This window comes from Thalassobacter sp. (genome assembly GCF_982993085.1).
Genome location: NZ_CEZFMW010000104.1, coordinates 1 through 12,910 on the forward strand (window position 1 = coordinate 1; position 12,910 = coordinate 12,910).

Here is a 12,910-nt window from a genome sequence, read left to right on the forward strand (position 1 = left end):
ATGGGAAAAAGATCCAAGTGTCTTGGCTGACGCCCGTAATGAACGTGTCCACCATTGGCTCACCTTTGGGCTTTGCATAGACGGTTGCAAAGTGGGCATTGGGGTAAAGACTGCGCACGACCTCAAGTGTTTTGCCACTGTCGACCAAGTCATCGATGACTAAGACACCGGTGCCGTCTCCCATCAAATCGTCCGAGGGTTTGTTTAACACAACGGCCTCACCCTGCGTCTGATGGTTGTAGCTGCGGACTGAAATCGTATCGACCATGCGGATATCCAACTCACGCGCGACGATCATGGCCGGCGCCATGCCGCCACGGGTGATGGCAACAATAGCGCGCCATGCACCGTCATCGGGCCCCCGCCCGTCAAGGCGCCATGCAAGCGCGCGGCTGTCACGGTGAATTTGGTCCCAGCTGATGTGGAAACCCTTTTCATGGGGTAAACGCGTGCTCATGCGGATTAATCCTTTTTGTCGACGGTGATGTCGGGGGCGTCCACGGCCTTCATGCCGACAACATGGTAGCCGGAATCTACATGGTGAACAGTTCCCGTCACGGCAGAGCTTAGATCGCTCAACAAATACATGGCAGATTTTCCGACCTCTGTCGTCGTAACTGTACGGCGAAGGGGCGAATTATGCTCGGTCCATTTCATGATGTAGCGGAAGTCGCCGATGCCGGAGGCTGCGAGTGTCTTGATCGTACCGGCCGAGATCGCGTTGACGCGGATGTTTTGCTTGCCCAGATCTTCGGCCATATACTGGACGGAGGTTTCAAGCGCTGATTTCGCCAAACCCATGACGTTATAGTGCGGCATAACTTTTTCCGCGCCATAGTACGTGAGCGTAAGCAGCGAGCCACCGTTAGGCATCATCTTCTCTGCGCGCTGTGCGACAGCCGTGAATGAGTAGACCGAGATGTTCATCGTCATCAGGAAGTTATCCAGAGACGTGTCGACGTAGCGGCCTCTGAGCTCGGATTTATCAGAAAATCCAATGGCATGGACAACAAAATCAAAGTGATCCCAGTGTTCCTTGAGGCCATCGAACATGGCGTCAATCGATGCCATATCGCCCACGTCACAGGGCAGAACAATGTTGCTGCCAAGCTGCTCAGCCAACGGCAAAACCCGCTTTTTCACTGCGTCGCCTTGGTAGGAAAACGCCAACTCTGCACCTTGCTCGGCACATGCTTGCGCGATGCCCCAGGCGATTGATTTGTCGTTCGCAAGGCCCATAATGAGCCCGCGCTTACCGTTCATAAGTCCTTGCATTTCCATCGCCTCAGATCATCTCTATGTGGGTTGATGTGCTTTAGGCGAAACCGTCGGGCGCATCAAGTTCCAAGCCGACAATGGGGAAAAGGTCACAATGGGCAGCAACGATACACAGAGCCAAGATATCTTTGCAGGAGACGATCCGTTTCAGATCGCGCGTCGCTGGATGGCAGAGGCTGAGGCCTCTGAATTGAACGATCCCAATGCGATTGCTTTGTCCACCGTCGATGCGGATGGCATGCCAAACGTGCGGATGGTCTTGTTAAAAGAAATCGAGGACAACGCATTTGTTTTTTACACCAATTACACTTCGGTAAAGGGCCAAGAGATCACGCAAGCTGGCAAGGCCGCTTTTGTGTGTCATTGGAAATCGCTGCATCGTCAAATTCGCGTGCGCGGCGTGGTCGAGCGGGAAGAGGGGCCTCAGGCTGATGCCTACTATGCCAGTCGTTCGCTCAAATCCCGGCTTGGGGCGTGGGCATCCGCGCAAAGCCAGCCGCTCAAGTCGCGCGGATCATTGATGGCCGAGGTTGCAAAGGTGACCGCGCAGCATGGCACTGCCCCGACACGGCCTCCATTCTGGGGTGGCTTTCGGATCATGCCGGTTGAGATCGAGCTATGGGCTGATGGAGCCTACAGGTTGCACGACCGGTTCCGTTGGACGCGGTCTGAGGCAGCAGCGCGAACCCGTCAACACGATCCCGCGGCCTGGTCCACTCAGCGGCTTAATCCTTAGTTTACGCTACGTCGTATTGCTTGCCGCATTGTCTCGTTTTGAGTATCAATAACGCCCAGACTTGCGATTGATCACGCGATCGCACAAAGTGAATAAATAATTAGAGGGCAGGGCGTAAAGTGGATCGGGTTGCTGTAGAAAATATTTCCGACGAAGACCTCATTCGGTGTGAGGGAACAATAAAATGGTTTGATGTGACACGGGGTTTTGGCTTTGCGACATGCGCGCAAGTCGATGGAGACGTGTTGCTGCACATGAATGTGTTGCGCAACTTTGGCCAAAGCTCTGTGCCTGATGGTGCAAACGTCACGTTTGACGTGCAGCGGACCTCACGTGGGTTTCAGGCCGTAGAAGTATACGCAATCGTGCCGCCTTTTCTTGACTTGGACACTCAGGAAGAAATGCCTGAGTTCATGCAGCCCGTGCCAGATGGCACACCGTTCTTGCCCGCGCGGGTTAAATGGTTTGACAAGGCCAAGGGCTTTGGCTTCGCGAATGCCTTTGGCTCTACGGATGATATTTTTGTCCATGCAGAGGTTCTGCGCCGCTTCGGCCTTGCGGATCTTCAGCCGGGTGAGGCGATTTGCCTGCGCACAATCATGGGCGAACGGGGACTATTGGCGGCAGAGGTGCGGCGTTGGGAATATTACGAAACACCCTCCTAACGGCTGCATTGTTTGCAGCCTTTTGCGCGGCGGGTGCTGTTCACGCCGACTGTGCTGCGGACCGCGTTGACCTGCGTGGGACGTTTGGACAAGTCTCATTTGCGGTTAGGGTGGCAGACACGCCCCAAGAACGCGCGCAAGGTTTGATGCACGTTGAGAGAATGCCGCGCTTTGAGGGCATGCTCTTCATATACGAATCTACTCAGCCTTTGGCGTTCTGGATGCGCAATACGCTCATCCCGCTCGATATGATCTTTCTCAACGCCGCCGGAGAGATTCGGCACATTCACGCAAATGCGACTCCCCACGATGAGACCCCCATTCGCGCGCCAGAACCGGGCTTGGCGGTGTTGGAAATCAACGGCGGCATGGCGAGAATGCTTAATCTGGCCGTCGGAGACGTGCTGCAACATCCGGGTTTGCCCCAAGATATAGCGGTTTGGCCGTGCTCAGATAATTAACCGTCAAAGAAGATGCAGTTGGGTCTTTTCAAGCCCGACGAAACCTATTAGAGCGGCGGTGTGTCGGGGCGTGGCGCAGTCTGGTAGCGCACCTGTTTTGGGTACAGGGGGTCGTGAGTTCGAATCTCGCCGCCCCGACCACCGCAACTTCGGTTGCACAATTTCTAAGCAAGACAACATATGGACGTTAACCCCACTTAACCTTGGGTTAACGTCCATATGTTGTTGTTAACTTGTTTCTTCTTGAGACTTTACTTGAGGTAAAGGCGCTAAGCCCCCAGTGTTTAACGCTTTTGTTATTGTGGTAATAAGTTCGCTCAAAAATATGAATCGAAGGGGCCAAACGCATGGGCTGACCCCCTCATTCGTCAAGGGTATTTTTGCTGTGGATTGTTTGATTTTTCAATTGACCCAATAGGCCTGACTACGGCAAGTTGTGTGGGCGGCGCAGATTTGCACTACATATGGTGCCGCACGGAGCAATCATCTTCATCCCCACTACGGGCTTGGCGCAGCACCGCGCGCCACCGAAGACGTGCGTTTCAACGCGGCAGCTTGGGCTGCCAATTATTTAATGCGCCGGAGGCAGATATGAAAATTGAGCGGAAACTCACACAGGATGGTCAAGACGCGTATGCAGACTTGGCATTCACGACGACGACATCCGAAATCCGTAACCCGGATGGGACTACCGTGTTCAAATTGGACGCGGTTGAAGTTCCAGAAAGCTGGAGCCAAGTCGCCAGCGATGTGATCGCTCAGAAATACTTCCGCAAAGCCGGTGTGGCTGCGTGCTTGAAGACCGTCAAAGAAAAAGGCGTGCCTGAGTTTTTGTGGCGCTCTGTCCCCGATGAGGACGCGCTGGCTAAATTGCCCGAAGAGGATCGTTTCGGCGGCGAGACCTCTTCCAAGCAAGTGTTCAACCGTTTGGCTGGTGCATGGGCCTATTGGGGCTGGAAGGGCGGTTACTTCACCGCAGAGGCAGACGCGCGCGCCTATTTTGATGAAATGCGTTTGATGCTGGCCAAACAGATGGCCGCTCCAAACTCACCGCAGTGGTTCAACACCGGCCTGCACTGGGCGTATGGTATTGATGGTCCGGCGCAGGGCCACCATTACGTAGACTACAAAACGGGCAAACTGACCAAGTCGACCTCGTCGTATGAGCATCCGCAGCCCCACGCCTGCTTCATCCAATCTGTTTCGGACGATCTGGTGAATGAGGGCGGCATCATGGACCTGTGGGTTCGTGAAGCACGTCTGTTCAAATACGGCTCCGGTACGGGCACCAACTTTTCATCACTCCGCGGCGCGGGTGAGGCGCTGTCTGGCGGTGGTAAGTCCTCCGGCCTGATGGGCTTTTTGAAGATTGGCGACCGTGCAGCAGGTGCTATCAAATCCGGCGGCACGACGCGTCGTGCGGCCAAGATGGTGATCGTCGATGCAGATCACCCCGATGTAGAAGAATACATCAACTGGAAAGTACTGGAGGAGCAAAAGGTTGCCTCCATCGTTGCTGGTTCCAAGATGCACGAGCGCGAGCTCAACAAGATTTTTGCCGCGATCAAAGCATGGGACGGGGCGCTTGTAGACGCGGTCGATCCGACCAAGAACGCAGGCCTCAAGTCCGCGATCCGCGACGCCAAAAAATGCGCAATTCCAGAAACATACGTCAAGCGCGTGCTGGATTACGCAAAGCAAGGCTATGACAGTATTGAATTCCCGACCTACGACACAGACTGGGATTCCGAAGCCTACAGCTCGGTCTCTGGCCAGAACTCCAACAATTCGGTCCGGGTGACCGATGCATTCCTCAAGGCGGTTGAGGCCGATGCGGATTGGGATCTGATCAACCGGACCAACGGCAAAGTCGCCAAGACAATCAAGGCGCGCGATCTGTGGGAAACCATTGGGCACGCCGCTTGGGCATGTGCCGATCCGGGCATCCAGTACCACGATACGGTCAACGCGTGGCACACATGCCCCGAAGACGGCCCGATCCGTGGCTCCAACCCTTGTTCCGAGTACATGTTCCTCGACGACACGGCCTGTAACCTTGCGTCGATGAACCTGCTGACGTTCTTCCACGACGGCAAATTTGATGCACAGACCTATATGCACGCCGCGCGTCTTTGGACTGTGACGCTCGAAATCTCGGTCATGATGGCGCAGTTCCCGTCCAAAGAAATCGCGCAGCGGTCGTATGACTTCCGCACGCTCGGTCTGGGTTATGCAAACATCGGCGGCTTGCTGATGAATATGGGCCACAGCTACGACAGTGACGAAGGCCGCGCATTGTGCGGCGCGCTCAGCGCTGTGATGACAGGCGTTTCCTATGCGACGTCGGCCGAAATTGCTGGTGAGCTGGGCCCGTTCCCAGGGTACGCGAAAAACGCCAAGCACATGGCCCGCGTCATGCGAAACCACCGCAACGCAGCCTACGGCAACAGCGATGGGTATGAAGAGCTCGACATCAAACCCGTTCCGCTGGATCATGCCAACTGCCCCGATGCAGAGCTGTCGGCTTTGGCGAAAACGACTTGGGATCAAGCCGTTGAGCTGGGTGAAGCCCATGGTTTCCGCAACGCGCAATCCACCGTGATCGCGCCCACCGGCACCATCGGTCTGGTCATGGACTGTGACACCACCGGGATCGAGCCTGACTTTGCGCTGGTTAAGTTCAAGAAGCTCGCCGGTGGCGGGTACTTCAAGATCATCAACCAATCCGTGCCCGCAGCTCTCGAAAAACTGGGTTACGGTCAGGCGCAAATCGGTGAGATCATCTCCTACGCGGTTGGCCACGGTACGCTCGGCAATGCGCCCGGCATCAACCACTCCAGCCTTGTGGGGCATGGCTTTGGTCAGGCAGAGATCGACAAGATCGAAGCTGCACTGCCATCCGCGTTCGACATCCGCTTTGTGTTCAACCAATGGACCCTCGGTGAAGATTTCTGCACCAAAACGCTGGGTATCCCCACGGCCAAGCTGAACGATCCAACGTTCGACCTGCTGCGTCACCTTGGCTTTGCAAAAACAGACATCGATCTGGCCAATGACCACGTCTGTGGGACCATGACGCTGGAAGGCGCACCGGGCCTTAAGGATGAGCACCTGAGCGTGTTTGACTGTGCCAACCCTTGCGGAAAAAAGGGCAAGCGTTACCTGTCCGTTGATAGCCACATCTATATGATGGCTGCTGCACAATCGTTCATCTCGGGCGCTATCTCCAAGACGATCAACATGCCCAACGATGCGTCGATCACCGACTGCCAAAAAGCGTATGAGCTGTCATGGTCGCTCGGTATCAAGGCAAACGCGCTCTACCGCGACGGGTCCAAGCTGTCCCAGCCTTTGGCCGCAGCATTGGTCGAAGATGACGACGAAGCTGCCGAAACACTCGAAAGCGGCACCACGATGCAAAAGGCGCAAGTCATCGCCGAAAAAATCGTGGAGAAGGTCATCGTCAAGGAGGTTGTCCGCAGCCACCGCGAAAAGATGCCAGAGCGTCGTAAGGGCTACACACAAAAGGCCGTCGTTGGCGGACACAAAGTGTACCTGAGGACGGGCGAATACTCGGACGGCAACCTCGGTGAGATCTTCATCGATATGCACAAAGAGGGCGCAGGCTTCCGGGCGATGATGAACAACTTCGCCATCGCGGTGTCCGTGGGTCTGCAATACGGTGTGCCGCTGGAGGAGTTCGTTGACGCCTTTACGTTCACCAAGTTTGAGCCAGCCGGTATGGTCCAAGGCAACGACAGCATCAAAAATGCGACGTCGATCCTTGACTACATCTTCCGCGAATTGGCGGTCAGCTATCTGGATCGCACCGATCTGGCGCACGTAAAGCCCGAAGGCCACGCGTTCGACGATTTGGGCCGAGGCGAGCAAGAGGGTGTGGCAAACGTTTCCACACCGTCTGAGACTGCTGCAAACAAATCGTTGGAGATGCTCAAGCAAGTGTCTTCGACGGGTTATCTGCGCAAACGTCTGCCCAACGATCTGGTGGTCCTGCAAGGTGGCGCAGAAATGCTGTCGCGCGGTGCGGCTGATCCGGTTGGCACGCTCAGCACGCTGGTACCCGAAACGGTTTCGGTCACGACGACAACTGCTGTGGCCTCTGGTTCGGTTTCCATGGATGCGCGCACCAAGGCCAAGATGCAGGGTTACGAGGGCGAGGCATGCGGTGAGTGTGGCAACTACACGCTGGTGCGTAACGGCACCTGCATGAAGTGCAACACTTGCGGCGGGACGTCCGGTTGTAGCTAAACAAGACTTGGGTCGGGGCATATCGCTCCGACCCTTTTCAGTTATGCCTTCGCGCACAGGCGAGCCAGTGCGAGCGGTCAACGATTTGGTGCGAATGGCAAAACTGGGGGGCGAGAGCCCCCTTTTTCTTTGTGCTGACCACTGTGAACGCCCCGTTCACCTGAGTATCCGCAACAATCCTCCACAAACGTGAGCATTAACCTTTGGGATTGACTTAAATTCCGGCTCAGACAAACATTACGTTAGGTAAAGCGAATTTTGCCCGCTGCCTTTTAAAGCCAAAACTAGTCTAAAATTTTTCTGGGAGGAAAAAATGATCAAACGCAGCTTTGCAGTTCTGCTCTGCACGTCCTTTTTGTCTACACCTCTGGCCGCTCAAGACAACATGGACCGTCTGTCCAATATGCAAAAGACGGACGCGACCTTTACGCACGTAGAACAAACAGGCGCTCGGGCTGATGCGCTAAAGGCAATTGTGGATCATATAAACGTGCCCGATGGCTTTGAGGTCAGCCTTTACGCCGTTGTACCGGACGCGCGGTCCATGGCGATGGCGCCTCAAGGCACCGTTTTGTTTGCGGGCACCCGCAAAGACAAGATGTGGTCCATTATCGACCGGGACCGTGACCGTGTCGCGGATGAGGTCAAGGACTTCGCCCCCTCCGTCACCTTTGATATCCCGAATGGCCCCTGTTTCTCACCCGATGGGTTCCTCTATATTGCTGAGCGAAACCGTGTTTTGGTCTTTCCAGCGGCTGAGTTTTTCTTTGAAGGGCCGGACCCTGCCGTCGGTGTGGTGGTGCCCCAAGGTGGCTTGGTTCCAGCCGAGGAAGAAAGCTTTAATCACACTGCGCGGGTGTGTGATATCGGCCCCGATGGAAAGCTCTATATTTCACTTGGGCAGCCGCATAATGTGCAACCCATTGATAAACTTGAACTGTATGATGAGTGGGGGATCGGTGGGATCATTCGCATGAACACCGATGGTTCCGGCCGCGAGGTTTATACACGCGGGGTTCGCAACTCTGTGGGGCAGGACTTCAACCCGGCAACGGGTGAACTGTGGTGGACCGACAACCAAGTTGACGGGATGGGGGATGATATTCCCCCCGGAGAGTTGAATCGCCAAACCGCGGCCGGACAGCACTTTGGCTTTCCATGGACCAACAGCCGCGTGGAAATCCCACTCTACAAGGATGTGCCACGCCCCGAAGGCGTCAGCTTTGTGGAGCCGCAGCTTGAACTTACGGCCCATGCTGCGGACCTGGGAATGCGGTTCTATCACGATGACAGCTTCCCCCAAGCCTACCACGGCGGGATCTTTTGGGCGCAGCACGGTTCATGGAACCGGACCGAACCCGTGGGCGCGCGCGTGATGTTCACCGCCCTGGATGAGGACGGAAACGCCGCCGGTGCGCAGGTCTTTGCCGATGGTTGGTTGAATGAAGATACCGGCGAATATCGCGGTCGCCCCATGGATATTGAGTTCCTGCCCGATGGATCAATGCTGGTGTCCGACGATTTCGCAGGTGCGATTTGGCGGATTGCCTACGTTGGAATGGCTCAATGAGGCAGGCGATAACTTGGGTTCTCGGCGGGCTTTTGCTCGCCGGGGGCCTCCCTCAGGTGGTCAATGCAGGTGATCCTGACAATGGACGCAAGATCGCCAATATGTGCCGCACCTGTCATGGTTTAGATGGCTACGCGCAGATCCCGATAGCCCCCCATATCGGGGGGGAGCCGACGTCCTACCTAGAGGCGCAACTGATCGCGTTCAAAACCGGGCAGCGCGAGCATGAAATGATGAGCATCGTCACCGCAGGCCTGTCTGTGCAGCAAATCGCGGATGTCTCTGCGTGGTACGGCGCGCACCAAGCGCGTGCAACATTGCCCGAAGGCGTATCCGCCGAAAACGCCCCGCAGGACTGCGTGTCTTGTCACGGAGCGGACGGAATTTCGGTGCTGTTGGATGCGCCAAACCTAACCGGTGAGACGAATATTTATATCGATACGCAGCTCAAGGCGTTCAAACGCGGCAACCGCCAACATGAGATCATGTCAGATGTTGCCGCAGCGCTGTCAGATACAGAAATCCGCGAAGTCGCGGATTGGTATGCCGCGGTGACGCTCGAAATCCTACCGCCAGCGGAATAGGGGCTAGGTGTTTCCACGCCCCGCAAACCGTGCGGCCTCGGTCGCTGCGGCGCGGATCGCCTTCGACTTGTTGACGGTCTCTTGGAACTCGGCCTCGGGGTCGCTGTCATAGACAACGCCACCACCGGCTTGGATATACAACTTGCCGTCTTTGATCACGGCTGTGCGCAACGCGATGCACATATCCATGTCACCGTTAGAGGCAAAATACCCGCAGCCGCCGCCATAGACGCCACGCTTTTCAGGCTCCAACTCGTCGATGATTTCCATCGCACGGACCTTTGGCGCGCCAGACACGGTGCCCGCAGGCAGGCCCGCCAGCAGTGCAGAAAGCGCATCGTGATCATCGGACAGCTCGCCCACAACGTTTGACACGATGTGCATGACGTGGCTGTACCGCTCGATGATGAACTGTTCAGTGGGGCGCACAGTCCCGATCTTGGACACACGGCCCGTGTCATTGCGGCCCAAATCAAGCAGCATCAGGTGTTCCGCCAGTTCCTTGGCATCTGCCAACAAATCAGCCTCAAGCGCCTTGTCTTCTTCGGGCGTCGCGCCGCGGGGGCGGGTGCCGGCGATGGGTCGGATCGTGACCTCTTGGCCAAATACCCGCACAAGGATTTCGGGCGAGGCGCCAACAACCTGAAAACTGCCCATGTTGAAGTAGAACATGAACGGGGACGGGTTCGTGCGGCGCAACGCGCGATAAAGCGAGAAGGGCGGCAACGGAAAGTCTTGGGTCCAGCGCTGGGACGGGACGACCTGAAAGATATCACCAGCACGGATGTAATCCTTGGCCTTGTCGACGGCAGCTAGATAGTCAGGCTTGGTGAAGTTTGACACAGGCTCGGGCAGGTCGGCGGCCTCGGCCTCACCGCGTGGGGCGGACGGGTTGCGTTCCAGCGCGCGCAAGGCATCGGCCACACGTTCAGCAGCTTGCGCATAAGCCGCGCGGGCATTCAGCCCCGAGCCGACCCAAGCAGGAGCCACCAAAATGACCTCACCCTTTACGCCGTCCAGAACGGCAACAACCGATGGGCGCAGCATCAGCGCATCTGGCAGCCCAAGAGGATCGGGGTTCACGTTGGGCAGATGTTCGACCAGCCGGATCATGTCGTAGCCAAGGAACCCAAACAGTCCGGCCGCAGAGGCGGGCAGATCGTCTGGCAGGTCAATCCGGCTTTCGGCAAGGATGGCGCGCAAAGCGGTTAGGGGGGCGTCGGCACACGGCTCAAACGCGTCGGTGTCATAGCGGGCGGTCCGGTTCAGCCGGGACGTTTCCCCCCTGCATTCCCAAACCAGATCAGGCTTCATCCCGATAATCGAATAGCGGCCACGCACCTCACCGCCGGTCACGGACTCAAGCACAAATGACATTGGCTCTGCGTCCGCCAGCTTAAGCATCAGCGAGACAGGCGTGTCCAAATCAGCCGCGATCCGGGTATACACCACTTGGTTTTCGCCAGCCTCCCAGCCGGTGGCGAAGGCATCAAAGTCGGGCAAAAGAGCCATGGTTTAAAGGCCCCCTTGGCCGATCGATGCGTTGGCGGCATTGATCGCTTGCTGGTTCACGGTCAGACCCGCATCGGCCTGCACCGCTTGTCCGTAGGCTTCAAAAACGTCTTGGGCGCGGCCACGCAGGATCGCTTGCTCCAACGCCTCGACGGTTTGGATCACCTCTGGCGCGCTGCGGTCCGCCGAAACGATGCGGTCCACACGGACGACAAAGGCGGTGGCATTCGGGCCTGCGATGGCTACGACCTCTGCTTCGGCCAAGGCAAAGACTTGCGTGGCTAGGGCACGTGGTGCGCCCTCTAGCACGCCGTCGCGGGCCAGGCCTGCGATGGTCTCAGTCTCTAGGTCGTCGAAGGGCGCGTCAGATGTGGCCAAGGCATTGGCCTTTTCCAAGACACGCGCGGCGTTTGACGCGGCAACCCAGCTTGCGGTCACATCAGCCTCGATCTCAGCCAGTGGTGGCAGGGCGGGTGGGATGACTTCTAGCAGTTCAATGGCAAAGACACCGCCGTCCGACAGTTCCAACACTTCAGGGAAATCGCCTTCTTGAACGGCAGCGGCCGCAAGTTGAAAGGCATCGTAGCCCGCGATGCCATCGCTGTCGCCTTGGCGCCATTCGATGGTTTCAACGCTAAGATCAGTTTCAGCAGCCAGTTCATCAAGGGTGGCGCCAGCGGCGAGCAGGTCATCAATTTCGGGGATCGCATCGGACAGAACACGACGCGCTTGGTCGCTGGCATATTCGGCCCGCAATGCATCGGCGACGTCCTCAAACGGGACTTCGGTGGCCGACAACACGGCGTTCACGCGATAGATCGCGGGGCCCAGATCGGTATCAACAGGACCAACCAGACCGGGCTCGTCCGAGGCGAACAACGCCGCGGCAATGGCATCTGACACATCGGCTTCGGCCAGTTCTCCCTGATCCACGTCATCTAGCGTCAAACCGCGATCCGTTACTAGCGCATCAAACGTGGTCGTGCCTGCGGTCATGTCAGCCAAGGCCGCATCGGCAGCCGCCCGATCAGCAAAACCAAGGCGCTCGGCCAAGACACGGGCGGGCTGACTAAACTCATCGCTGCGCTGTTCGTACAATTCGCGCAGACGCGCTTCGGGAACGTCAATCGTGTTCAGCAATTGCTCGGGCGTGGCCCAAGCAACTTTGATGCGACGCGCTTCGGGCGCTGTGAACACGGCGGCGTTTTCGTCGTAGTGCGCTTGCAGCTCATCCGCCGAAGGGGCCAATGGACCCGCATCCAGATCGGCCATCGTGACTGTTGCCAGCGTGATGTCGCGGGTCTCAAACTCCCAGTTCGCGATCAGTTCGGCAAAGGTCGATGATGGGCTAATGCCGCCCAAGACCGCGCCTTGCAGAATGTCCCGCGCAGTCTCGGATCGCACTTGGCGTTCAAATTCCCGCTCATTCAAGCCTGCTGAGCGCAGAGCAAAGGTATAGCCGTCACGGTCGAATGTGCCGTCAACGCCCTGAAATGCCGGGATCGACGCGATCTGGCGTGCCACTTCTGCGTCGCCAACCGAAATACCCAAGCGGGCGGTTTCGCTATCAAGCGCGGCAGAGGCAATCAGTCGGGCCAAAACACCACGATCAATCCCAAAGCTTTGCATATCCGACAGCGACAAAGCTTGACCCGTCTGCTGTTGCAGGTTGCGCTGTTCTTGGCGGATCGCACGGGCATAGGCATTGGTGGTGACCTCTTGATCACCAACCTCGGCCACAACCCGGACAGAACCGCCGAACCCCGTGACGCCAAAGCCCGCAAGCGCAAACATCAGGAGCGCGAGGACACCCCACATGGCAATATTCGACACCT

10 protein-coding genes and 1 tRNA gene are annotated in these 12,910 nt (G+C 57.1%); 7 read left to right on the forward strand and 4 right to left on the reverse strand.

Features of this window, described 5'->3' with window-relative positions:
• Both gpt and fabI read right to left on the reverse strand, forming a co-directional pair.
• Positions 1–457, reverse strand: a 457-nt coding sequence (gpt, locus tag AC4GMC_RS14195; RefSeq protein ID WP_490391466.1) for a xanthine phosphoribosyltransferase, incomplete at its 3' end; no start/stop codon positions are given.
• A 5-nt stretch (positions 458–462) separates the two neighbouring features.
• Positions 463–1,275 carry an enoyl-ACP reductase FabI gene (gene fabI / locus AC4GMC_RS14200; protein WP_116904536.1) on the reverse strand — a complete coding sequence of 271 codons (813 nt, stop codon included), beginning with the start codon at positions 1,273–1,275 and terminating at the stop codon, positions 463–465.
• A 97-nt stretch (positions 1,276–1,372) separates the two neighbouring features.
• Between fabI and pdxH the strand changes: the two genes are divergently transcribed.
• The 7 genes from pdxH to AC4GMC_RS14235 all read left to right on the forward strand — a co-directional run bounded on the left by pdxH (position 1,373) and on the right by AC4GMC_RS14235 (position 9,563).
• On the forward strand, positions 1,373–2,014 hold the full coding sequence (gene pdxH, locus AC4GMC_RS14205; RefSeq protein WP_487875996.1) for a pyridoxamine 5'-phosphate oxidase: 642 nt from the start codon (positions 1,373–1,375) through the stop codon (positions 2,012–2,014).
• Between the two features lie 161 nt (positions 2,015–2,175).
• Positions 2,176–2,679, forward strand: a complete 504-nt coding sequence (locus tag AC4GMC_RS14210) for a cold-shock protein (protein ID WP_487876008.1) — start codon at positions 2,176–2,178, stop codon at positions 2,677–2,679.
• 8 nt (positions 2,680–2,687) lie between these two features.
• On the forward strand, positions 2,688–3,140 hold the full coding sequence (locus tag AC4GMC_RS14215; protein ID WP_487876009.1) for a DUF192 domain-containing protein: 453 nt from the start codon (positions 2,688–2,690) through the stop codon (positions 3,138–3,140).
• Between the two features lie 64 nt (positions 3,141–3,204).
• Positions 3,205–3,281 (forward strand) — tRNA-Pro (locus tag AC4GMC_RS14220).
• Positions 3,282–3,731: 450 nt separating this feature from the next.
• Positions 3,732–7,409, forward strand: a complete 3,678-nt coding sequence (locus AC4GMC_RS14225; protein ID WP_487875997.1) for a vitamin B12-dependent ribonucleotide reductase — start codon at positions 3,732–3,734, stop codon at positions 7,407–7,409.
• A gap of 313 nt (positions 7,410–7,722) precedes the next feature.
• Positions 7,723–8,979: a PQQ-dependent sugar dehydrogenase gene (locus AC4GMC_RS14230; protein WP_487875998.1), complete on the forward strand. Its 1,257-nt coding sequence runs from the start codon at positions 7,723–7,725 to the stop codon at positions 8,977–8,979.
• The gene (locus AC4GMC_RS14235) at positions 8,976–9,563 is read left to right on the forward strand and encodes a c-type cytochrome (RefSeq protein ID WP_487875999.1); all 588 of its coding nucleotides are present in this window, start codon (positions 8,976–8,978) and stop codon (positions 9,561–9,563) included. The genes AC4GMC_RS14230 and AC4GMC_RS14235 overlap by 4 nt, the downstream gene beginning before the upstream one ends.
• A 3-nt stretch (positions 9,564–9,566) precedes the next feature.
• On the opposite strand, the gene trpE is transcribed toward AC4GMC_RS14235, so the two are convergent.
• Together trpE and AC4GMC_RS14245 are read right to left on the reverse strand one after the other, a co-directional pair.
• Positions 9,567–11,075 carry an anthranilate synthase component I gene (gene trpE, locus AC4GMC_RS14240; RefSeq protein WP_487876000.1) on the reverse strand — a complete coding sequence of 503 codons (1,509 nt, stop codon included), beginning with the start codon at positions 11,073–11,075 and terminating at the stop codon, positions 9,567–9,569.
• Positions 11,076–11,078: 3 nt separating this feature from the next.
• Positions 11,079–12,910, reverse strand: a 1,832-nt coding sequence (locus AC4GMC_RS14245; RefSeq protein WP_487879433.1) for a peptidylprolyl isomerase, incomplete at its 5' end; no start/stop codon positions are given.